Genomic DNA, 22,757 nt, shown 5'->3' on the forward strand with positions numbered 1-22,757 from the left:
CGCCGCGCCCCCGCCCGGGGCGACCGCCCTCCCGAAAGGCTCCCACCCGTGATGATCGACTCGTACAGCCCGGCCGACCCGGCCGACCTCGTCGTCCGCGTCGAGGCGCCCGGCGCGGCCGGTACCGCCGCCGCGGTCGAACGCGCCCGGGCCGCCCAGCCGGGCTGGCTCGCCGCGGGAGCGGCCGCGCGGTCGGCCGCGCTCACCCGCGCCGCCGACGCCGTCGAGGCGCACGCCGAGGAGCTCGCCGCGCTGGTGGTCAGGGAGGTCGGCAAGCCGCTCGCCGAGGCGCGCGGCGAGGTCGCCAGGACCGCCGCGATCTGGCGGTACTACGCGCAGGCGCCGTACGCCCCGGCCGGCGAGCTGCACGAACCGGCCGCCGGCCAGGGCCTGCTGATGACCCGGCGCCGCCCGTACGGGGTGGCCGGGCTGATCACCCCGTGGAACTTCCCGCTGGCCATCCCGGTCTGGAAGGCCGCCCCCGCCCTGGCCACCGGCAACGCCGTGGTGCTCAAGCCCGCCCCGGAGGCGACCGCCTGCGCGCTGCGGCTGGCCGAGCTGGCCGGCCTGCCCGAGGGCGTGCTGACGGTCGTGCCGGGGGCGGCCGAGGAGGGCGCGGCCCTGGTCGACGCCGTCGACGTGGTCTCCTTCACCGGCTCCACCGGGGTCGGCCGGGCGGTGATCGCGGCGGCCTCCGGCCGCGGCGTCCCGGTCCAGGCCGAGATGGGCGGACTCAACGCCGCGCTGGTGCTCCCCGACGCCGACATCGAGCAGGCCGCCGCGCACCTGGCCGCCGCCATCGCGGGCTACGCCGGCCAGAAGTGCACCGCCACCAGCCGGGTGATCGCCGTCGGCGACGCCCTCGGACCGCTGCGCGAGGCGCTCGCCAAGGCGCTGGCCGCCGCCGCGCCCGCCGACCCGGCCGACCCGGCGACGGTCTGCGGACCGGTGATCAACGAGGCCGCGCTGGACCGGCTGACCGGCGCCCTCGACTCGGCGGTCGCGGCGGGTGCCCGGGTGGTGGCCGGCGCCGGGCGGGCGGAGCGGGCCGGCTGGTACTTCGGGCCGACCCTGCTCGAGGACGTGCCCGCCGGGCACCCGCTGCTGACCGAGGAGTTCTTCGGCCCGCTGGCCGTTCTGTCCGGGGCGGCCACCCTGGACGAGGCGATCACGCTGGCCAACGGCACCCGGCACACCCTCGCCACCTCGGTGCACAGCCGCGACCTGGACACCGCGCTGGCCGCGGCCGACCGGCTGGACGCCGGGATGATCCGGGTCAACGCCCCGTCCAGCGGCGTCGACTTCCACCTGCCCTTCTCCGGTGCCAAGGCCGCCAGCTACGGCAGCCGGGAACAGGGGCAGGCCGCGCTCGACTTCTTCACGGCCGGCCGCACCATCACCCTGCTGCCCGCCGGGACGCCCCGATGAGGACCGTCACCACCGTCGACTACCACACGGCGGGCGAGCCGTTCCGGATCGTCACCGGCGGCCTGCCGCCCGTGCCGGGCGACACCGTCGCCGAGCGCCGCGCCGTCGCGCTCGGCGCCGGCGGCACGGCCACCGCCCCGCGCCCGAGCGCGCTGGACGACGTCCGCCGGCTGCTCTCCCGCGAGCCGCGCGGCCACGCCGGGATGTACGGCGGCTTCGTGGTGCCCGCCGACGACAGCGAGGCGCACTTCGGGGTGCTGTTCTGGCACAAGGACGGCTACTCGACCGCCTGCGGCCACGGCACCATCGCGCTCGGCGCCTGGGCCGTCGACTCCGGCCTGGTCGCCGCTCCCGCCGACGGCACCACCCGGGTCCGGATCGACGTGCCGTCCGGCCGGGTCTCGGCCGCCGTCCACCGCAGCGGCGGGCGGACCACCGCGGTCACCTTCCGCAACGTCCCCACCCGGGTCACCGCCCTCGACCTGCGGGTGGAGACCTCCCGCGGCCCGGTCGCCGTCGGCCTGGCCCACTCCGGCGCCTGCTACGCCTCGGTCCGCGCCGCCGACCTCGGCCTGCGCGTCGACACCTCCCACCTGCCCGAACTCACCGCCGCCGGACGGGAGATCCGTGCCGCCCTGGCCGACGAGCCGGCCACCCGCCACCCGGCGGACCCGCGGCTGTCCGGCGTCTACGGGGTGATCCTCTACGAGGAGCTGCCCGACCTGCCGAACGGCCCGAGCCAGCGCAACGTCACCGTCTTCGCGGACGGCCAGATCGACCGCTCGCCGTGCGGCTCCGGCACCTCCGCCCGGCTCGCCCTGCTGGCCGCCGAGGGCCGGCTGACCGCCGGCCAGGAGCTGCGGCACGAGTCGGTGATCGGCACGGTGTTCACCGGGCGGCCGGCGGGCGAGCGGGACGGCGGGGTGGTGACCGAGGTCACCGGCAGCGCGTACCGCACCGGCGAGCACCGGTTCGACCTCGACCCCGCGGACCCGCTCGGAACGGGGTTCCTGCTGTGACGCCCGCCCCCGCCCGGGCCGACGCCGCCCTGCCGTTCCTGGAGCTCACCCTGACGCCGCGGCAGGCCCGAGAGGCGCTGGAACGGGTGCTGCGGGAGGGCCTGGACCCGGAGAGCTGCCCGCCGCGTTCGAACATCCCGGTCCCCGCCGGTGAGCTGCTGCTGATGCCCGCCGCCACCGGGCGCTACGCCGGGGTGAAGATCGCGGGCGTGGCCCCCGCCAACCCCGGCCTCGGCCTGCCCCGGATCACCGGGAGCCACCTGCTGCTGGACGGCCCGACCCTGCGGCCGCTGGCGCTGTTCGACGGCGCCGCGCTGACCGCGCTGCGCACCCCGGCGGTGACCGCGCTGGCTGTCGGCCGGCTCGCCGCGCCGGACGCGGCGCACCTGGTGCTGTTCGGCGCCGGCCCGCAGGCGTACGGGCACCTGGCGGCGCTCGCGGAGGTCCGCCCGCTGACCCGGGTGACCGTGGTGGCCCGCCGGGCGGCGCCCGCCGAGGACCTGTGCGCCCACGCCCGGACACTGGGGCTCGACGCCACGCCCGGGACGGCTGCGGCGGTGGCCGGTGCGGACATCGTGGTGTGCTGCACCACCGCCCGGACGCCGCTGTTCGACGGCGGTGCGGTGGCCGACCGGGCGGTGGTGGCGGCGGTCGGTTCGCACGATCCCGGCGCCCGGGAGGTGGACGGCGCGCTGGTGCGCAGATCGGCGCTGTACACGGAGTCCCGGGCCGGCGCGCTGCGGGAGGCGGGGGACCTCCTGATGGCCTTTCCGGCGGGCTGGGCGCCGGGGGCGCCGATGCTTGCGAACCTCTCAGAACTGGTGAACGATGAGGCGGCTGTGGCGTTCGACCGGCCGCGGTTCTTCAAGAGCGTCGGGATGGCCTGGCAGGATTTGGCAGTCGCTGCCATGCAATACGAAATGTCCCCCGGATTTCGCTTGAATCTTCCATAAAGTGAGTAACGTGACATTGTACAATGGTGTCCTCGAACCTCCGGAGGAACACCATGGCGGACCGAAAGCCCCGCACCCTCATCTCCGTCCAGGAGCGGCTGCGCGACCAGGTCGCCCACGCACTGCGCGCCGGACTCATCTCCGGTGAGCTCCGCCCCGGTGTCGTCTACTCCGCCCCCGCCCTCGCCGCCGACTTCGGGGTCTCCGCCACCCCGGTCCGCGAGGCCATGCTCGACCTGGCCCGCGAGGGCCTGGTCGAGGCGGTCCGCAACAAGGGGTTCCGGGTCACCGAGCTGAGCGAGCGCGACCTCGACGAGTACACCGAGATCCGCGCCCTGATCGAGGTGCCCACCGTCGGCCGGGTCGCCCGCACCGCCACCCCCGAGCAGCTCGAGGCGCTGCGCCCCGAGGCCCAGGCGATCGTGGTCGCGGCCCGCGAGCACGACCTGATCGGGTACCTGGAGGCCGACCGCCAGTTCCACCTCGACCTGCTCGGCCTCGCCGGCAACGCCCGGCTCGTCGAGACCGTCGGCGACCTGCGCAAGCGCTCCCGCCTCTACGGGCTCAACCGGCTCGACCAGCGCGGCGAACTGGTCTCCTCGGCCGAGGAGCACCTGGAGCTGCTCGACCTCATGATCGCCGGCCGCGCCGACGACGCGGAGAACTGCATGGCCCGCCACCTCGGCCACATCCGCAACCTCTGGGCGGCCGGCACCGAGGCCGCCGCCGAGGAGCGTCCGGCCCTGCGGCTCGGCGCCCGCTGACCCGTCCGGGTGAGAGGGCCATGACCCGGGCCGTTGCGCGGCACCGGGCCTACGATGATGGTTCCGACATCGGCAGCCAGGAGGAATCCATGTCCGCCGCAGCAGTGGAGCACCCGTACGAGCAGCCGACGCTGCTCGAGGCGGCCGACCTGATTTCCAGTCGCCTGACGGGGCACCGAGTCGAGATCATCGGGGGTCAGATCGCCGTGACACCGCCCGCAGACGCGTCGCACAGCCGCGCGCTGACCCGCATCATGGCGACACTCATCGCGGCCGGCATGAACGGCGACGGGTCCGAGGTGCACCAGGCCGTCGGTGTGTGGCTGCCCGACGGACCGTCGGATTACGCCGTTCCCGACCTCTCGATCACCGATGCCGACATCGACGATCACCCGGTCGAGTACAACTGCTACGACCCGGCGGCCTTCCGTCTGGTCCTGGAGGTCACCTCCTCCAACCTCGGCGACGACCTCAAGAAGAAGCCGTCGGCCTACGCCTCCGCGGGCATCCCGGTCTACGTGATCGTCGACCGACAGAACCGCAGGGTCATGGTGCTCACCGAGCCGAGCGACGGCGAGTACCGGGTGAACGCCGTCCACCGGCCCGGACAGTCCTTCGTCCTGCCCGCCTCCATCGGGGCCGAGGTCAAGCTCGACGTGGACGCCGTCCTCGGCCCCGAGAAGTAGCCGCGCGGCGGCGCTCAGGCCAGCCGGCCGTCGTGCATCTCCAGCACCCGGTCGACCCGGCCCAGCAGGTCCCGGTCGTGGGTGACCATCACCGTCGCCGTGCCGTGGCTGCGGGTGATCTCCGCGAGCAGGCCGACGATCTGCGCGCCGCGCTCGTGGTCCAGCGCCGAGGTCGGCTCGTCGACCAGCAGCACCGACGGCCGTCCGAACAGCGCCCGTGCGATGTTCACCCGCTGCCGTTCGCCGCCCGACAGCTGGTGCGGGCGCCGCCGCTGCTTCGCACCGTCCAGCCCGACCGAGGCCAGCAGCTCCTCGGCCCGCGACCGGGCCGCCGACGGGCGCCCGCCGCGGACCGACTCCAGCACCAGCAGCTGCTCGACGGCGGTCAGCGAGGCCAGCAGGTTGGACTGCTGGAAGACGATCCCCAGCCGCTCGCGGCGCAGCGCCGTCCGCTCCCGGTCACCCAGCGCACCGGCGTCCAGACCGTCGATCAGCACCTGCCCCCGGTCGGGCCGTTGCAGGGTCGCGGCGACCGCCAGCAGGCTCGACTTGCCGGACCCGGACGGGCCCGCCACCGCGGTGAACTCGCCCGGCGCCACCTCCAGCGTCACGTCGTCCAGCGCGGTCAGCCGGCTCTCGCCGTCCGGGTAGGTCAGCGTCACCCCGCGCAGGGCGAGGCCGGTACGGGTGGTGGTCTGCGCGGTGGTGGTCATCGGGAGGCTCCCAGGGCGGCCAGCGGGTCGACGGAGGTGATGCGGCGGACCGCCAGCGCGGCCCCGGCCAGACCCAGCAGCACCATCGCCGCCACCGGGACGGCCACGGTCGCCGGGCCGACGTCGAACGGCACCGCGGAGGCCGCCAGCAGCCCCCCGGTCCCGCCGGCCGCCCCGCCCAGCAGTGCCCCGCCCAGCAGCACGGCCGCGGCCTGCGCGAGCGCGTCGCGCACCAGGTAGCCGCTGCTCGCCCCGACCGCCTTCAGCACCGCGATGTCGGGGCGGCGCTGCACCGTCCAGACGGTGAAGAACGCCCCCACCACCAGCGCGCTGACCGCGAACAGGAAGCCCTGGATCAGCTGCAGGCTGCCCTGCTCCGCCGAGAAGCCGTTGATCCCGGCCAGTGCGTCGGCGAGGGCGACCGTCGTGGTCCCCTGCGCCGCGTCCAGCGCCGCGCCGCCCGAAGGCGAACCGGTCAGCGCCAGCACGGTCGGCCGACTCTGGCCGCTCAGCTGCTCCCAGGTGGCCAGCGTGGTCCAGACGGTCGGCGCGTGCGAGTACGAGCGCTGCTCGGTGACGCCGGAGACGGTCAGCGTGCTCGGGCCGACCCGGACCTGCCCGCCCACCGCCAGGTGGTACTCGGCCGCGGTGTCCGCACCGACGGCCACCTGCCCGTCCGCGGGCGCCGCGCCCTGCCGCAGCGGCGGCAGCAGCGCGGCGGGGGAGCCCAGCACACTGACCGACACGGCGGCGTCGGACGCGGTCAGCCGGGTCAGCGAGACGCCCAGCGGGTGTGCGGCGCCAACCCCGGGTGCGGCGGCGAACGCGGCCTGCTGCCCGGCGGAGACGACGCTGTTGCCGAACGAGACGGTCGCGGCGGCGCCCGCCGGGGCACCGAACACGATCCGGTCGGCCGGCAGCCCGGCGACCGTGGAGGAGGCGGCGGCGGCCAGGCCGCCGGTCAGGCCGTACAGGAAGACGACCAGCATGGTGATCAGGGTGACGACCGCGCCCATGAGCGCGAACCGGCCCTTGGCGAAGCGGATGTCACGCAGTGCGACGAACACGGGGACCTTCCGGTGGAGGTGGGCTGTCCTGCCGTCCACCCTGGCCGCCGCGGCCGCCGAATCCATCGTGGAGAGGAACGGCCCCCGGCTCCACCCCGCGGTGCACCCGGAAATCCATCGAACGGTTGACGCCCGACCGGTCGGCCGCCCGCCGGGCACCCCGTACCCTCGGAAGGCGTGACCAGTGACGACCCGGCCGCGCACGCCGGCAGCACCCCCGCCCTGCGGCTGATGAACCTCGCCCTGCACGGTCTGTTCTTCGCGCTGCTCGGCGTCCTGCTGGCCCGCGGCGTCCTCGACCACGGCCTCGGACCGGGCGCGCTCGCCACCGCCGCCCTGCTCGCCGCGGCCTACGCCGCCGGCGGCCCGGTCGGACGGATCCGCACCACCCGGACCGGCGCCCTGCTCTGGCTCGCCGCCGTGGTCCTGCTCTGGATCGCGCTCACCCTGCTCCACCCCGAGTTCTGCTACCTGGCGTTCCCGCTGTACTTCGTCTGCCTGCACCTGCTGCCCGCCAGCCGGGCGGTGCTCGCGGTCGCCGCCCTGACCGGCGTCGTGGTCGCCGCCCAGGCGGGCACCGAAGGCGGCCTGACCACCGCCAAGGTGCTCGGCCCGGTGGCCGGCGCCGCCGTCGCCCTGCTCACCGCGTACGGCTACGCCGCGCTCTACCGGGAGAGCCGCGAACGCCAGCGCCTCATCGACGACCTGGTGCGCACCCGCGACGAGCTCGCCGCCACCCAGCGCGAGGCCGGCCGCCTCGCCGAACGGCAGCGCCTCGCCCGCGAGATCCACGACACCCTCGCCCAGGGACTGTCCTCGATCGTGCTGCTGGCCCGCTCCGCCGAGTCCGCGCTGCCCGCCGACCCCGCCGCCGCCGCGAACCGGATCCGCGAGGTCGGACGGACCGCCTCCGCCAACCTCGCCGAGGCCCGCCGCTTCGTCCACGCGCTCACCCCGCCCGCCCTCGACGACACCACCCTCACCGAGGCGCTGCGCCGCCTGGCCCGCGGCGCCGGAGCCGGCTTCCACCTGGACGGCGAGCCCCACCCGCTGCCCGTCGAGGCCGAGGTGGCGCTGCTGCGCCTCACCCAGGAGGCACTGGCCAACGCGGTACGGCACGCCGGGGCGCAGCGGATCGCCGTCACCCTCGCCTACCTCGACGACGAGGTGACCCTGGACGTCTTCGACGACGGCGTCGGCTTCGACCCGCTGGCCCGCCCCGAGGGCGAGCGCCGCACCTTCGGCCTGCACGGCATGCGCGAGCGGATCGCCGCGCTCGGCGGCAGCCTGAGTGTCGAGTCCGCGCCGGGCGAGGGCACCGCGGTCGCCGCCGCGCTGCCGCTGCGCCCCGCCGACGGCGTCGACCTGCTCGCCGAGGCGGGCGCCCGGTGATCCGGGTGCTGCTGGTGGACGACCACCCGGTGGTCCGGCGCGGGCTGCGCGCCATGGTCGACGACCTGCCGGACGTCACTGCGGTCGGCGAGGCGGCGGACGGCGCCGAGGCGCTGGAGGTGCTCGCCGGGCTGGACCGGCGGCCGGACGTGGTGCTGATGGACCTCCAGATGGGGACCGGCATGCACGGCGTCGAGGCGACCCGCCGGATCACCGCGCTGCCCGACCCGCCGGCGGTCCTGATCCTGACCACCTACAGCACCGACGCCGACATCCTCGCCGCCGTCGAGGCGGGCGCCACCGGCTACCTGCTCAAGGACGCCCCGCCGCAGGAGGTCGCCGCCGCCGTGCACGCCGCGGCCCGCGGTGAGACCGTGCTCGCCCCGCCGGTCGCCGCCCGGCTGCTAGGGCGGGTCCGCTCCGGCCGCCCGACGCTGTCCCCGCGGGAGACCGAGATCCTGCAGCTGGTCGCCGAGGGTCTGGCCAACCGGCAGATCTCCAAGCGGCTGTTCATCAGCGAGGCCACCGTCAAGACCCACCTGGTGCACGTCTACGACAAGCTCGGCGTCGACAGCCGCACCGGCGCGGTCGCGGCCGGCCTCAACTCCGGCCTGATCCGCCGGGTCTGAGCCCGCCGGGGCCGGCCGCGGCCGCCGGGGGCCGCGGCCGGGGCGCGGGCGGACTCCGCCCGCCCGGGTGAGTGCCGTGCGCGCCCGGGGTGGCTCGGGTCGGGCGGGCTAGGGTGGGGCGAAACGGCCCGAGGGGAGCGCGGTATGACGGTGGATCGGATCGGCTTCGACCTGCCCGTGGTGGCGGCGCCGATGGCGGGCGGGGGTTCGACCCCGCAGCTGGTCGCGGCGGTGTCCGAGGCCGGCGGCCTGGGGTTCCTGGCCGCCGGGTACCGGACCGCGGCCGCCGTCGGCGAGCAGATCCGGGCCGTCAGGGAGCTGACCGGCCGCCCGTTCGGGCTCAACCTGTTCGTACCGGCCGAGCCGGGCGACCCGGCCGCCGTCGCGGCCTACCGGGAGCGGCTGCGGCCCGAGGCGCAGCGGCACGGCGTCGAGCTGCCGACGGTGATCGCCCCGGACCGGGACGACTGGGAGGCCAAGCTCGAACTGGTGCTGGCCGACCCGGTGCCGGTGGTCTCCTACACCTTCGGGCTGCCCGGGCCGGCGGAGGCCGGGGCGCTGCGGGCCGCCGGGATCACCCAGGTCGGCACGGTGACCTCGGCCGCCGAGGCGGTGGCGGCCGAGGCCGCCGGGATGGACGCGCTCACGGTGCAGGGTCCCGAGGCCGGCGGCCACCGGGCCACCCACCGGGCCGACACCGAACCCGGCACCCTGCCGCTGGCCGAACTGCTGGCGGCCGTCCGCGCCGTGACCGGCCTCCCGCTGATCGCGGCCGGCGGCATCGCGGACGGGCCCGCCCTGGCCGCCGCCCTGCGCGCGGGCGCCGTCGCCGGCCAGCTCGGTACGGCCTTCCTGCGCTCCGCCGAGTCCGGCGCCTCGGCCGCCCACCGGGCGGCGCTGGTCGACGACCGCTTCCCGGTGACGGCCGTCACCCGTACCTTCACCGGCCGCCCGGCGCGCGGCCTGCGCAACGCCTTCATCGACCGCTACGAGCCGTACGCGCCGACCGCCTACCCGGAGGTGCACCACCTCACCCAGCCGCTGCGGGCGGCGGCGGCCGCGCGCGGCGACCTGGACGCGATGCACCTGTGGGCCGGTACCGGCCACCGCCTGGCCCGGACCGGCCCGGCGGCCACGATCGCCCGCTCGATCGCCGCGGGCGCGGCGGACTGAGGCCGGCTCTCCGGGGCGTCCGGCAGCCGGGAGCCGGCGGTGCGTCCGGTCGGGCGCCGTCCGCCGGCCGCGGGCCGTGTCACACCACCGGGTGCCGGGCCACCAGCCTGCCGTAGCCGCCGGCCTGCCAGACGAGCGAGCGGAACTCCTGGAGGCCGAGTGCGCGGGACGGTTCGCCGGGGGCGGGTGGGAAGTGGGCCGTGCCGCAGCGGGCGCAGTACCAGGCCCGGGACCAGAGCCGCTCGGCGGCGGGACGGCCGGCCGTCAGGGTGCGGAAGGCGGCGCCGCGCCCGGCGGCCGCGACGAACAGCAGGACCGCCGCGAGGAGCGCGAACCCGGAGATCCAGCCGAGGAACGCCAGGTCGGGGTGGTGCGGCCCGCCCGAGGTGCCGCTGAGTGACCCCCACACGGCGGGGTCGGGCCTCGGGTGAGAAGCGGCGTCGTCGGAGAACCAGTGCCCGCCGGCTGCGCCGCCCGCGAACGTGCCGACGGCGGCCAGCAGCGCGAACACGCCGAGCACCCCCAGGCATCCGACCGCCGCCGCGGGCTTCGGCGGTGCGGGTGCGAGGGCGGCCGACAGCGCGGTGGTCACCTCGCGGGTGACCGTGGTCCGGCGCCCGTCCTGGTCCCGGCCGTCGGGGACGGTGACGGTGTCCCGCCCGGCCAGGTACACCGCCGGGACGGCCGTGAGCCGGTCCGTCAGGCCGCAGCTCGGGCAGGGGTGGAGCTGGTGGGGGGAGGAGGGCGGGTGGTCGTCGGCCGTGTTCATCCGTGCTGTCCCCCGGGGTCGGTGCCGGACGGCTGCCGGCCGGCAGCCGCCGCCGGGCGGCGGCGTGGCCCCCGCCCACATCTGCCCGGACGCGGGCGGGGGGAGACCGGTTGCGGTGCCCCGGATCGGACCGGCCTCTCTCCGCTCCCGCCGTTGGGCCGTCACCTTGCACCGCTGTCCCGGGAGCCCCGGCCGGCCCCGGGGCGGACGCGGTCTCAGCCGAGCAGGGTGCCCATCCACTCCTCGATGGCGTCGACCGTGCGCGGGAGGGCGCCGGACATCAGCCGGGCGCCGTCGGCGGTGATCACCAGGTCGTCCTCGATCCGGACGCCGAGGCCGCGCAGTTCCAGCGGCAGGGTCTCGTCGTCGGGCTGGAGGTAGAGGCCGGGTTCGACGGTGAGCACCATGCCCTCCTCCAGGACGCCGTCCAGGTAGGTCTCGGCCCTGGCCTTGGCGCAGTCGTGCACGTCGAGGCCGAGCATGTGCCCGCTGCTGCACAGGGTGTAGCGGCGGAACAGGCCGCTGTCCTCGTGCAGTGCCTGCTCGGCGGGGATCCGCAGGACACCCCAGTCGGCCAGCCCCTCGGCGATCACCCGCATGCCGGCCCGGTGGAAGTCCCGGAAGCTGGCGCCGGGCCGCAGCGTGGCGATGGCGGCGTCCTGGGCGGCCAGCACCAGTTCGTACACCTGGCGCTGGACGGGGGAGAAGGTGCCGGAGAGCGGGAGGGTGCGGGTGATGTCGGCGGTGTAGAGGGTGTCGGTCTCCACGCCGGCGTCGAGGAGCAGCAGCCGGGTGGGGTCGAGGGCGCCGTCGTTGCGGATCCAGTGCAGCACGCAGGCGTGCGCGCCGGAGGCGACGATGGTGTCGTAGCCGGTGCCGTTGCCCTCGGCGCGGGCGCGCAGGTTGAAGGTGCCCTCCAGCCAGCGTTCGCCGCGGCCGTGGCGCAGCGCGGTGGGCAGGGCGCGGACCACGTCCTCGAAGCCGGTGGTGGTGAGGTCGACGGAGTGCTGGAGCTGGCCGGTCTCCCAGGCGTCCTTGATCAGGCGCAGTTCGGCGAGGGTGGTGGCGAGGGCGGCGTCCTCGGGCCCGTTCGCGGGGGTGGACCGGCCGGTCAGGGCGTCGAGGGCCGGGTCGACGCCGGTCAGTACCCGGGTGGCGGGCTGCGGACCGGTCAGCAGCTTGGCGAGGTCGTCGAGATGGGCGGTGCGGATGCCGGTGAGGGCGGCGGCCTCGTCCAGGTCGGGCCGCCGGCCGACCCAGAACTCGCCGTAGCGGCGGTCACGGTAGAACTCCGAGCCGTACGGGCTGCCGCCGCCGCGCGGGGAGCGCGGGCGCAGGTGCAGGACGCTCTCGCCGTCGGGTTCGATCACCAGGACGTGGCCGACCTGGTCCTCGCCGGTCAGGCCGGTGAGCCAGGCGTAGGCGCTGTGCGGGCGGAAGCGGTAGTCGCAGTCGTTGCTGCGGACCTTCAACTGCCCTGCGGGGACGAGCAGTCGCTCGCCGGGGAAGGCGGCGGCGAGCCGGCGGCGGCGCGGGCCGGTGGCGTCGTGGCCGGGGACCCGGGCGCCGGCGGGCAGCGGGCTGGGGGCCCAGGCGGTGCCCATGAAGGCGTCGAGTGCGGGCGAGACGGGCAGATCGTGGCTGCCGGTGTTGAGGTGGGGTACGGGTTCGGCGGTCACTGCTGCGACTCCTCTGACCTGGGGCGGAAGTGCCGGGACCGGCAAGGGGGTTGGGCCCCGGGAGGACACGGCTCGGTAACGGGCCGCATCAGCTCTTGCCAGTGCAATTTCACATTACTATGTTACGGGTCACATCCCGGAGGGGCTAGACCCCAGGTCGCCCCTCCGGTGTGGGCCCCGGATCAGCCCCGGGGCGGACCGGGCCTCAACTTCGGCCCCCCATCTCGGAGTTCGACATGAACAGGCGCACCCACGTCGCCCTGGCGGCGACCATCGCAGCAACCCTCACACTCGGCCTCTCGGCCTGCGGCAGCAGCGCCGACAGCGGCGGCGGCGCCGGCGACCAGGCGGGCGTCACCACCGAGGGCAACGGCATCATCGGCGGGACGCCGGTCAAGGGCGGCACCCTCACCATCCTGTCCAACCAGGACTTCGACCAGCTCGACCCGGCCCGCAACTGGACCATGCCGGTGATGGACGTGGGCGTCCGGATGCTCTACCGCACCCTCACCACCTTCAAGGCCGCCCCCGGCGCCGAGGGCCTGAAGATCGAGCCCGACCTGGCCACCGACCTCGGCACCCCGAGCGACGGCGCCAAGACCTGGACCTTCCACCTGAAGGACGGCCTCAAGTACGAGGACGGCACCCCGATCGTCGCCGACGACATCAAGTACAACGTCGAGCGCTCCTTCTCGCCCGAGCTGCCGGGCGGCCCCGACTACGCGGTGCGCTACCTGGACGCGCCCGACGGCTACCAGGGCCCGCTGACCGGCGAGCGCCTCGGCAAGCAGGCGATCGAGGTCCCGGACGCCAAGACCATCGTCTTCCACCTCAAGCGCCCGGTCGCCGAGTTCGGCTACACCGTCACCCTGCCCACCTTCGCGCCGGTGCCCAAGGCCAAGGAGGCCGGCGCCAACTACAGCAACCACCCGGTCTCCTCCGGCCCGTACAAGATCGAGGAGTACGACCGGGGCAAGCGCATGGTGCTGGTCCGCAACACCAACTGGGACGAGAAGACCGACCCGGTCCGCAAGGCGTACCCGGACCGGATCGTGGTCGAGCAGACCCTCAAGGGCGCCGGCATCGCCGACCGGCTGATCGCCGACCAGGGGGACGACAAGAACGCGGTCTCCTACGTCGACCTGGTCTCCGCGAAGGTCGGCGAGGTGCTCACCAACCCGGACCTGAAGAAGCGTCTGATCAGCGAGAAATCCGGCTGCACCGCGATGCTGGTGACCAACACCAGCAAGCCCCCCTTCGACAACCAGAAGCTGCGCCTGGCGCTGCAGTACGCGGTCGACAAGGAGGCGTACGCCACCGCGGTCGGCGGCCCCGCGTTCAACGACGTCGCCACCACCTTCCTGCCGCCGGTGCTGACCGCCGGCGCGCCGATCGACCACTTCATGATCAAGCCGGCCGGTGACCCGGACAAGGCCAAGCAGCTGATGGCCGAGGCCGGCTTCGCGGGCGGTCTGAAGACCGAACTGGTCACCTCCACCGGCGGCAAGCCGCAGGCCGAGGCCGTGCAGGCGGCGCTCAAGCGGGTCGGCATCGACGTCACCGTCACCACCGTCGACCCGACCGCCGTCAACTCCATCACCGGCGACAAGGACAAGCAGCCCGGCCTGTCGCTCAGCGGCTGGTGCCCGGACTACCCGTCCGCCGCGACCTTCCTGCCGATGATCTTCGACGGCCGGTCCATCAAGGACAAGGGCAACAACGGCAACAACAGCCGCTTCAACGACCCGGAGACCATCGCCGAACTGGACCGGATCGCCGGCCTGGACGACCTCCAGAAGGCCAACACCGCCTGGCTCGCCCTGGACGCCAAGATCATGGACAAGTCGCCCGCCGTCCCGATGACCTGGCAGAAGAAGCCGCTGCTGGTCGGCTCCAACATCGCCGGCGCCTTCGCCCACCCGGTGTGGTCCGGGCAGCTCGACTACGCCGTCATCGGCCTGAAGTCCGTCAAGTAGTCAGGAGTCTGACCCATGACCGCCCCGCTCTCCGAGGCCGCGGCCCGGGGAGCGGGGGCGGCGGTCGGCCCCGCAGACCCCGCCCCCGCGCCCGCCGCACCCCCCGCCTCCCCCTGGCGCCTCGCCTGGCACCGCCTGCGCCGCGAACGGCCCGCCATGGTGGGCCTCGGCATCATCGTCTTCTTCGTCCTGGCCGCCCTGCTCGCCCCCGTGCTCAGCGCCCTCGGCGGCCACGGCCCGGCCGACACCGACAAGAAGGCCCTCGACCTCTACCTCGGCGGCATGCCCAAGGGCGCGCTCGGCGGCGTCAGCGCCGGCCACTGGCTCGGCGTCGAACCGGCCCTCGGCCGCGACATCTTCGCCCGGCTCCTGTACGGCGCCCAGATCAGCCTGCTGGTCGCCTTCAGCGCCGCCCTCATCACCACCGTCATCGGCGTCCTGCTGGGCATCACCGCCGGCTACTTCGGCGGCCGGACCGACGCCGTGATCAGCCGCTTCATGGACGTCATGATGTCCTTCCCCAGCCTGATCTTCATGATCGCGCTGCTCTCGGTGGCCCGCGACGCCAACCGGATCCTGCTGCTGATCCTGGTGATGAGCGTCTTCGGCTGGCCCTACATCGCCCGGCTGATCCGCGGCCAGACCCTCTCGCTCAAACACCGCGAGTACGTCGAGGCGGCCCGCGCCTGCGGCACCTCCAGCGCCCGGATCCTGTTCACCGAGATCCTGCCCAACCTCACCGGCACCATCATCGTGTACGTCACCCTGGCGATCCCCGGGCTGATCGGCGCCGAGGCCGCACTCACCTACCTCGGGGTCGGGGTCCGCCCGCCGACGCCCTCCTGGGGGCAGATGATCTCGGACGCGGTGCCCTACTACAAGGTCGACCCGATGTTCTTCATCCTGCCCAGCAGCTGCCTGTTCCTGGTGGTGCTGGCCTTCACCCTGCTCGGCGACGCGCTGCGCGACGCCCTCGACCCGAAGGGCGGCCGGGCATGATCGGATTCCTGGTCCGGCGCCTGATCGGCATCGCCTTCACCCTCGTGGTGATCTGCGCCATCACCTTCGCCGTCTTCTACCTGCTGCCGACCGACCCGGCCGCCCAGTTCTGCGGCAAGGACTGCTCCGCCGAGCGGATCCTGCTGGTCCGCCAGCAGATGGGCCTCGACGACCCGCTGATCGTCCAGTTCGGCCGCTACCTGGCCGGCATCTTCGCCGGCCAGACCCTGGGCAGCGGCAGCTACGCCGTGCACTGCTCCTTCCCCTGCTTCGGCTACTCCTACCAGAGCGCCCAACCGGTCTGGGACCTGATGATGGACCGGCTCCCCGCCAGCGTCTCGCTGGCCGTCGGCGCCGCCTTCCTGTGGCTGGTCCTGGGCCTTGCCGCCGGGGTGCTCTCGGCGCTGCGCCGGGGCACCTGGATCGACCGCACCCTGATGGTCGGCACCATCGGCGTCGCCGCCCTGCCGGTCTACTTCACCGCCATGGTGCTGCTCTACCTGGTGGTCGCCAAGCTCGACCTGATCCCGTACCCGCGCTACATCGCCTTCGGCGAGCACCCCGGCCAGTGGATCGAGAACCTGATCCTGCCGTGGATCACCCTGGCGCTGATGTCCGCCGCCATGTACGCCCGGATGACCCGCAACTCCGTCATCGAGACGATGGCCGAACCGTACGTGCGCACCGCCCGGGCCAAGGGCCTGCGCGAGCGCCGGGTGGTGGCCAAACACGGCCTGCGCCCCGCGCTCACCCCGGTCGCCACCATGCTCGGCATGGACCTCGGCGGCCTGCTGGCCGGCGCGCTGATCACCGAGTCGCTCTTCGGCCTCCCCGGCGTCGGCAAGCTCTTCGCCGACTCCCTCGGCAAGGCCGACCAGCCGGTGGTCATGGGGATCACCCTGCTCGCCTCCTTCTTCATCGTCACCTCCAACCTGGTCGTGGACGTGGTCTACGCCTGGATCGACCCGAGGGCGAGGCTGTCGTGACCCTGCTCGAAGTCAAGGACCTCACCGTCGGGTTCCGCACCGCCGAGGGCGACGTACAGGCCGTACGGGGAGTGGACTTCACCGTGGAGGCCGGCCGCACGCTCGGCATCGTCGGCGAGTCCGGATCCGGGAAGTCCGTCACCTCGCTGGCCGTCATGGGCCTGCACCGCGGCGCCGAGGTGACCGGCTCGGTCCGCTTCGACGGCACCGAACTGATCGGCGCCGACCCGGAGACCGTACGCCGCCTGCGCGGACGCCGGATGGCGATGGTCTTCCAGGACGCCCTCACCTCGCTGCACCCCTACTTCACCATCGGCGACCAGATCGCCGAGGCCTACCGGGAGCACTTCGGCGCCGGCCGCAAGGCCGCGTGGGCCCGCGCCGTCGAGGTGCTCGGCGACGTCGGCATCCCCGAACCGGCCCGCCGGGCGGGCGAATACCCGCACCAGTTCTCCGGCGGCATGCGCCAGCGGGCGATGATCGCCCTGGCCCTCTCCTGCGAACCCGACCTGATCATCGCCGACGAACCCACCACCGCCCTCGACGTCACCGTCCAGGCCCAGGTGCTCGAACTGCTGATGGGACTCCAGCAGGAACGCGGCCTCGGCATCATCATGATCACGCACGACCTCGGCGTGATCGCCCGGGTGGCCGACGAGGTCCTGGTCATGTACGGCGGCTCGGCCGCCGAACAGGCCCCCGCCGAAACGCTGTTCGGCTCCCCGCGGCACCCCTACACCCGCGGCCTGCTGGACTCCCTGCCCCGCCTCGACGACGACGGCACCGCCGCGCTGTCCGCCATCCCCGGCAGCCCGCCCTCGCTGCTCGCCCCGCCGCCCGGCTGCGCCTTCCACCCCCGCTGCCCGGTCTACGCCGCCGCCCCCGCGGCCGGCCGCGCCGCCTGCACCGCCGAACGCCCCCCGCTGCGCCTGGTCGCCGAACACCACCGCACCGCCTGCCTGCTGGACACCCTGTCCGAGGGCCGCACCGACCCCGAGGAGGTGACCGCATGACGGAGCCCCTGCTCACCGTGCAGGACCTGGGCATGACCTTCCCCGTCGGCGGCGGCGTCCTGCGCCGGCGCGCGGGCGTGCGCGCCGTCGACCGGGTCAGCTTCGACGTCCGGCCCGGCGAGACGCTCGGCCTGGTCGGCGAATCCGGCTGCGGCAAGTCCACCACCGGCCGGATGCTGGTCCGCCTGCTCGACCCCACCGCCGGCCGGATCGCCTTCCGCGGCCAGGACATCACCCGCACCGGCCAGCGCCAACTGCGCCCGCTGCGCAGCAAGTTGCAGATGATCTTCCAGGACCCGTTCGCCTCGCTCAACCCCCGGCAGACCGTCCAGCAGATCATCTCCGCCCCGCTGCGCGCCCAGGGCACCGACCCGGCCCGCACCGCCGCCGAGGTCCGCGACCTGATCCGGCTGGTCGGCCTCGCCCCGGAACACCTGGAGCGCTACCCCCACCAGTTCTCCGGCGGCCAGGCCCAGCGCATCGGCATCGCCCGCGCCCTCGCCACCCGCCCCGAACTGGTCGTCGCCGACGAACCGGTCTCCGCCCTCGACGTCTCCATCCAGGCCCAGATCGTCGGCCTGATGGAACGCCTGCAGCGCGAACTCGGCGTCGCGTACCTCTTCATCGCCCACGACCTCGCCGTGGTCAGGCACATCAGCCACCGGGTCGCCGTGATGTACCTCGGCCGGATCGTCGAGATCGGCGACAAGCAGGAGGTGTACGGCAACCCCGCACACCCCTACACCAAGGCGCTGCTGTCCGCCGTCCCGCTGCCCGACCCGCTCGCCGAACGCCGCCGGGAGCGGATCGTGCTGCTCGGCGACCCGCCGAGCCCCGCCGACCCGCCCGCCGGCTGCACCTTCCACCCCCGCTGCGCCAAGGCACAGCCGGTCTGCCGCACCGAGGCGCCACTGCTGCAGATCACCGCACCCGGCACCACCCGCCAGGCGGCCTGCCACTTCCCCGAGGCCTGACCGCCCCACCCGCCGGACCCGCCCGCCGCCGTACCGCCCTGCCCGGACCCCACATCCGGCCCGCGGCGGTACGGCCCCGGGTGCGCCCGACGGCCGTACCGAACCCAGCACCTCCCCCCACATGCACTGGAGCACAGGTGTCAACTCCCAGCACCGCGCGCAGAGTCCTGCTCGCGGCCGCGCTGGCGGCCTCCCTCACGCTGCCCGCGATACAGACCGCCCAGGCCCTCGGCCCGGCGCCCGCCGCACCCGCCGCCACCCCCGGGGCCGCGCCGACCCCGGCCCCCGCCTCCACACCGAGCGCCTACGACGAGGTCGACCACCTCGCCACCGCCACGGCCACCGCGGGCGGCGCCGCCCCGGCCCCCGGCGGCGGCTCGCTCGGCGACTCGCTGCTCCCCGGCCGGCTGCCCGACCGGGTCGGCGCCCCCGCCCCCGTGGCCGCCCCCGCCGCGGCGCCCGCCGCCGCCCCGGCCACCACCGCCGCCGGGGTGCCCTGCACCGTCGACGGCATGACCGGCCTGAGCCCCGCCCAGCTGGCGGCCTTCCTCACCGACCCGGCCGTCAGCGCCGACGGCTGCCTGTCCACCTTCCTGTGGACCTGGGACAACCGCTACGCCACCACCATGGACGACGCCCACGTCCAGGCCGTGGCCGACCGGATCACCCAGCTCGCCCCGGCCTACGACGGCACCGGCTCCGCGCACCTGGCCGAGCTGTGGACCTTCCTGCACGCCACGGTCTACTTCGACTTCAACCACGACCAGATCGACATCACCGACGCCGCCACCCTGGCCGGCGTCCAGCGGGCGGTCAACGCCTACACGGCGAACCCCCGCGCCTTCGACCGCACCGACACGGCCGCCGTCAACCTGCGCGAACTGACCATCACCGCCGGCAGCACCGGCCTGCGCCAGAACAACCTCGCCCTGGTCAAGAAGGTGCTCGCCGCGTTCGGCCCCGGCACCCAGGTGGCCGGCAGCTCCCAGTGGGGCAACGCCGCGCTCGCCGCCCTGAACGTCAACTACCTCGGCATCTACAACCAGGACCCGGCCTTCATGGCGGCGGTCGCCGCCGACGCCGACTACCGCGCGAGCCTGCGCTCCTTCGCCTCCGCCGCCCACCTCAAGGGCACCGCCAACGAGTGGGTGGCCCGCGACGCGATGGCCGAGTACGGCCGCACCGGGCAGATCCCCGCGCTGCGCGCCGCGCTCACCGCGGACCTCGGCCCGCTGCTGGACACCACCAAGGCGGTCTTCGGCGAGTACTCCGCCCCCTGGGTCAAGGTCGTCGGCTGGGCCAACTTCTACGGCGTCTGCGCGCAGTTCGGCGTCTGCACCGCCCAGATCGAGGCCAGGCTCTTCCCGTACACCTACAAGTACGACAACGGCGCGCTCGAGGTGCACACCGCCCTCGACAAGGCCACCGTCGACCAGATGTACTACGCCAGCAAGCAGGTGAAGACGCAGTTCTTCCGCGTGCTCGGCACCGACGTGCCGCTCACCGGCGACGTCAACTCCACCCTGCACATCCACCTCTACGCCTCGCGCGCGGACTACGAGGTCTACCACCCGCTGCTGACCGGGATGGCCACCAACAACGGCGGCATCTACATCGAGAACGGCGCCACCTTCTACACCTACCAGCGCCGGGTGCCGCAGGACTCCACCCTGACCCTGGAGGAGCTGTTCCGGCACGAGTACACCCACTACCTGAACGGCCGCTGGGCCACCCCCGGCACCTTCGGTGAGCCGCGCTGGTACGACAACGACCTCACCACCGCGATGGACGAGGGCACCGCCGAGTTCTTCGACGGCTCCACCCGCGACCAGGGCGTCCTGGTCCGCAGGTCGCTGGTGGCCAAGCTCGCCCAGGACGAGGCCGCCGGCATCCCGCGGATGAGCATCAACGAGCTGATCCACGCCCGCTACACCGACACCCCGGCGTTCCACTTCTACAACTACGCCGGAACCTTCTTCGAGTTCCTGTGGCTCCAACACCCCTCGCAGCTGCGCGAGATGTACGGCTACCTGCGGGCCGACAACCCGGCCGGCTTCGACGCCTGGCGCACCCGGGTCGGCTCCGACCGCGCGCTGCAGGGCCAGTACAGCGCCTTCCTGGACACGCAGATCGCCCAGTTGTCCACCCTGTACGTCCCCAGTACCTCCTTCACCCCCAACGGGTACCTGAAGTTCGCCTACCCGGCCGAGGTGCAGTCCGCCATCGCCGCGGCCACCTCCAACACGCCGTCCTGCAAGGACAACGGTGACTGGGACAACAAGCCGATGCGGTTCGTCTGCACCGGCCGGATCACCGCCAACCTCTCCGACTCCACCAGCCCCGACGCGGTCTTCAAGGACATGTCCTCCACCGTCGACTACTTCATCCTGCAGCGCACCAAGGGCGTCGCGAACAACCTCGACGACATGAACTGCTCCTTCGGCAAGGTCGACGTGTGGACCGGCGGCAAGGCCGGCACCGCCGACTACACCTGCGAGGGCCCGCTCCGCAGGTGACAGACCCCCGGTCGGGCGCGGCGGGGAACCGTAACAGCGGGCCGCGCCCGGCCGGGTCCCACCCCGCTCCCCGCAACTCCCGTACGGGCCGGACGTCCTGACCGCTTCCGCGCCCGGCCCGTACGGGCCCACCGCCCACCCGCCCCGGAAGGCAGCCAGCACCCGTGACCGAGACGCTCAGCTGGGACGGCAGCGCGCCGCCCTCCGACCGCACCGAGACCAGCCGGCCGGTCGACACCGGACTCGCCGTACCTGGCCTGAAGGTCAGGGCCACCGCCGTCGGCGCCACCGGGGTGACCGTACGCACCACCGCCCGCGGCCCGGGCGTGGTGCTGATCGAGGCCACCGCCACCGGCCCCGACGACCGGCTGCCCACCCGGCTGCGGGTGGAGTGGCGGCTCCCGTGCACCGGGGCGAGCGCCTACTGGACCCCCGACACCGGCCACCGCTGGCTGCCGCCGTCCTGGAACCGGCCGCGCGAGGCCTCACTGCCCAAGGGCGCGCCCGTCGGCAGCCTGGTCGGCGCCGGCGACCGGGCGCTGTGCACCTTCGCCGTCGGCGAACCGGTGCTGCCGGTCTCGATCGGCGAGGGTGCGGTCGAGGAGACCGGCGAGTTCAGCTTCTGGACCGAGCACCAGGGCACCGAGCTGCGGCTGCTGCTCGACCTGAGCGGCCGCCACTTCGCCGACACCGTCCGCGCCGCAGCCGCCTGGTGGGCCGCCGAACTGCCCACCGCCCCGGTCCCCGACGCCGCCTTCGAACCCGTCTTCTGCACCTGGTACACCCTGCACCTGGCGATGACCGCGGCCGACGTCGAACGGCTGGCGGCGCTCGCCGCACCGCTCGGCTTCCGCTCGCTGATCGTCGACGACGGCTGGCAGACCGACGAGGACAGCCGCTCGTACGCCACCACCGGCGACTGGCGGCCCGCCCCGGCCGGTTTCCCCGACTTCGCCGGCCACGTCCGCCGGGTCCGCGCCCTCGGGCTCAACTACCTGCTCTGGCACGCGCTGCCGTTCGCCGGCGAACGCAGCGCCGCCGCCGGTACGCTGGCCGCCCACTCGCTGGCCCACCTGGCGAAACTGCAGACCCACGTGCTCGACCCGCGCAGCGCCACCGTCCGGGCGCACCAGGTGGAACGGCTGGCCGCCGCCGTGGAGCAGCACGGGGTGGACGGCCTCAAGATCGACTTCATCGACACCTTCGCCCGGGCCGAGGCCGCCACCGGCTCACCCGAGGCCGACTGCGACACCGTCGCCGAAGGCGTGCACCGCCTGCTCACCGACCTGGACACCCGGCTGCGCGCCACCCGGCCCGAGGTCCTGGTCGAGCACCGGCAGGACTACACCGGACCCGGCCTGTGGCCGTTCGCCACCATGGTCCGGGCCACCGACTGCCCGCACAACGCCACCGAGAACCGCACCCGCACCGCCGACCTGCGGCTCACGGCCGGCCCGCTCGCCGTCCACGCCGACCCGCTCACCTGGCACCCGGACGAGAGCCCCGAGCAGATCGCCGTCCTGTTCCAGTCGGTGCTCTTCGCCACCCCGCAGGTCTCGGTCGACCTCGCCGCCCAGCGGCCGGAGCAGCTGGCCGTGGTGCGGTTCTGGCTCTCCGTCATGCGCGAGCACACCGGCGTACTGCAGCGCGGCGAACTGCGCCCGCACCGGCCCGAGCTCGGCTACCCGCTGATCGAGGCGCGGCACGACGGCACCCTGGCGTTCGGCCGGTACGCACCGCTGCCCGCCGTCGTGACGGGGGAGTGGCACACCCTGCTGCTGGCCAACGCCGACCCGGACCCGCAGGTGCGGCTGGTCCTCGACGGCCCGCCGGGGCCGCTGACGCTGCAGGTCAGGGACTGCACGGGGGCCGTACTGAGCGAGGAGGCGCGGACGCCGGACGGACCGGAGCTGGTGGTCCGGGTGCCGACCGGCGGTCTGCTGACGGTCCGTCGCGGCCGGTAGCGGGGCCTCCCGGCGGACCGGGCCCCGCCCGGTGGGCCCTGTCCCGGCGGCGCGGCC

Annotated in this window: 19 protein-coding genes; 15 read left to right on the forward strand and 4 right to left on the reverse strand. The window is 74.4% G+C overall.

From position 1 onward, the window contains the following. The first annotated feature begins 51 nt into the window (after positions 1 to 51). The 5 genes from AB0D08_RS18190 (at position 52) to AB0D08_RS18210 (ending at position 4,850) form a co-directional block, all read left to right on the forward strand. Positions 52 to 1,428, forward strand: coding sequence for an aldehyde dehydrogenase family protein (locus AB0D08_RS18190; protein ID WP_359889908.1), 1,377 nt, complete (start codon positions 52 to 54; stop codon positions 1,426 to 1,428). Continuing rightward, positions 1,425 to 2,447, forward strand: a complete 1,023-nt coding sequence (locus AB0D08_RS18195) for a proline racemase family protein (protein ID WP_359889866.1) — start codon at positions 1,425 to 1,427, stop codon at positions 2,445 to 2,447. Before AB0D08_RS18190 ends, AB0D08_RS18195 begins: the two co-directional genes overlap by 4 nt. Further along, a complete protein-coding gene (locus tag AB0D08_RS18200; RefSeq protein WP_149038660.1) occupies positions 2,444 to 3,400 on the forward strand; it encodes an ornithine cyclodeaminase family protein in 957 nt (318 codons plus the stop codon). Before AB0D08_RS18195 ends, AB0D08_RS18200 begins: the two co-directional genes overlap by 4 nt. A 53-nt stretch (positions 3,401 to 3,453) precedes the next feature. After that, positions 3,454 to 4,164, forward strand: a complete 711-nt coding sequence (locus AB0D08_RS18205) for a GntR family transcriptional regulator (RefSeq protein WP_033825403.1) — start codon at positions 3,454 to 3,456, stop codon at positions 4,162 to 4,164. A gap of 89 nt (positions 4,165 to 4,253) precedes the next feature. Further along, positions 4,254 to 4,850, forward strand: coding sequence for a Uma2 family endonuclease (locus AB0D08_RS18210; protein WP_033825404.1), 597 nt, complete (start codon positions 4,254 to 4,256; stop codon positions 4,848 to 4,850). A gap of 14 nt (positions 4,851 to 4,864) precedes the next feature. Here AB0D08_RS18210 and AB0D08_RS18215 read toward each other — a convergent pair whose 3' ends face one another. Both AB0D08_RS18215 and AB0D08_RS18220 read right to left on the reverse strand, forming a co-directional pair. After that, positions 4,865 to 5,563, reverse strand: a complete 699-nt coding sequence (locus AB0D08_RS18215) for an ABC transporter ATP-binding protein (RefSeq protein ID WP_051814234.1) — start codon at positions 5,561 to 5,563, stop codon at positions 4,865 to 4,867. Continuing rightward, on the reverse strand, positions 5,560 to 6,630 hold the full coding sequence (locus AB0D08_RS18220) for an FtsX-like permease family protein (protein WP_359889870.1): 1,071 nt from the start codon (positions 6,628 to 6,630) through the stop codon (positions 5,560 to 5,562). Before AB0D08_RS18220 ends, AB0D08_RS18215 begins: the two co-directional genes overlap by 4 nt. A gap of 177 nt (positions 6,631 to 6,807) precedes the next feature. Between AB0D08_RS18220 and AB0D08_RS18225 the strand changes: the two genes are divergently transcribed. From AB0D08_RS18225 to AB0D08_RS18235, 3 genes are all read left to right on the forward strand, one after another. Next, on the forward strand, positions 6,808 to 8,022 hold the full coding sequence (locus AB0D08_RS18225) for a sensor histidine kinase (protein ID WP_233289407.1): 1,215 nt from the start codon (positions 6,808 to 6,810) through the stop codon (positions 8,020 to 8,022). After that, positions 8,019 to 8,651: a response regulator transcription factor gene (locus tag AB0D08_RS18230; RefSeq protein WP_359889872.1), complete on the forward strand. Its 633-nt coding sequence runs from the start codon at positions 8,019 to 8,021 to the stop codon at positions 8,649 to 8,651. Before AB0D08_RS18225 ends, AB0D08_RS18230 begins: the two co-directional genes overlap by 4 nt. Before the next feature lie 144 nt (positions 8,652 to 8,795). Further along, positions 8,796 to 9,824: a nitronate monooxygenase gene (locus AB0D08_RS18235; RefSeq protein ID WP_359889875.1), complete on the forward strand. Its 1,029-nt coding sequence runs from the start codon at positions 8,796 to 8,798 to the stop codon at positions 9,822 to 9,824. 79 nt (positions 9,825 to 9,903) lie between these two features. Here AB0D08_RS18235 and AB0D08_RS18240 read toward each other — a convergent pair whose 3' ends face one another. Then, positions 9,904 to 10,593, reverse strand: coding sequence for a hypothetical protein (locus AB0D08_RS18240; protein WP_359889878.1), 690 nt, complete (start codon positions 10,591 to 10,593; stop codon positions 9,904 to 9,906). Between the two features lie 215 nt (positions 10,594 to 10,808). Beyond that, a complete protein-coding gene (locus AB0D08_RS18245; RefSeq protein ID WP_033821733.1) occupies positions 10,809 to 12,272 on the reverse strand; it encodes an aminopeptidase P family protein in 1,464 nt (487 codons plus the stop codon). Between the two features lie 236 nt (positions 12,273 to 12,508). Here AB0D08_RS18245 and AB0D08_RS18250 point away from each other — a divergent pair, with 236 nt between their 5' ends. The 7 genes from AB0D08_RS18250 to AB0D08_RS18280 all read left to right on the forward strand — a co-directional run bounded on the left by AB0D08_RS18250 (position 12,509) and on the right by AB0D08_RS18280 (position 22,700). After that, positions 12,509 to 14,248, forward strand: a complete 1,740-nt coding sequence (locus AB0D08_RS18250) for an ABC transporter substrate-binding protein (protein ID WP_359889880.1) — start codon at positions 12,509 to 12,511, stop codon at positions 14,246 to 14,248. A 15-nt stretch (positions 14,249 to 14,263) separates the two neighbouring features. Further along, positions 14,264 to 15,247 carry an ABC transporter permease gene (locus tag AB0D08_RS18255; protein WP_359889883.1) on the forward strand — a complete coding sequence of 328 codons (984 nt, stop codon included), beginning with the start codon at positions 14,264 to 14,266 and terminating at the stop codon, positions 15,245 to 15,247. Continuing rightward, complete coding sequence (locus AB0D08_RS18260) at positions 15,244 to 16,233, forward strand: ABC transporter permease (RefSeq protein WP_359889886.1); 990 nt, start codon at positions 15,244 to 15,246, stop codon at positions 16,231 to 16,233. The genes AB0D08_RS18255 and AB0D08_RS18260 overlap by 4 nt, the downstream gene beginning before the upstream one ends. Then, positions 16,230 to 17,246 carry an ABC transporter ATP-binding protein gene (locus AB0D08_RS18265; protein ID WP_082526967.1) on the forward strand — a complete coding sequence of 339 codons (1,017 nt, stop codon included), beginning with the start codon at positions 16,230 to 16,232 and terminating at the stop codon, positions 17,244 to 17,246. Before AB0D08_RS18260 ends, AB0D08_RS18265 begins: the two co-directional genes overlap by 4 nt. After that, positions 17,243 to 18,220 (forward strand): ABC transporter ATP-binding protein, encoded by a 978-nt coding sequence (locus tag AB0D08_RS18270; RefSeq protein ID WP_359889888.1) that lies wholly within the window; start codon positions 17,243 to 17,245, stop codon positions 18,218 to 18,220. The genes AB0D08_RS18265 and AB0D08_RS18270 overlap by 4 nt, the downstream gene beginning before the upstream one ends. A 137-nt stretch (positions 18,221 to 18,357) precedes the next feature. Beyond that, complete coding sequence (locus tag AB0D08_RS18275; protein ID WP_359889891.1) at positions 18,358 to 20,736, forward strand: collagenase; 2,379 nt, start codon at positions 18,358 to 18,360, stop codon at positions 20,734 to 20,736. Between the two features lie 164 nt (positions 20,737 to 20,900). Further along, a complete protein-coding gene (locus AB0D08_RS18280) occupies positions 20,901 to 22,700 on the forward strand; it encodes a glycoside hydrolase family 36 protein (protein ID WP_051814253.1) in 1,800 nt (599 codons plus the stop codon). Positions 22,701 to 22,757: the final 57 nt, after the last annotated feature.

This window comes from Kitasatospora sp. NPDC048540, assembly GCF_040651175.1.
In the GTDB taxonomy this organism is placed as follows: Bacteria; Actinomycetota; Actinomycetes; order Streptomycetales; family Streptomycetaceae; genus Kitasatospora.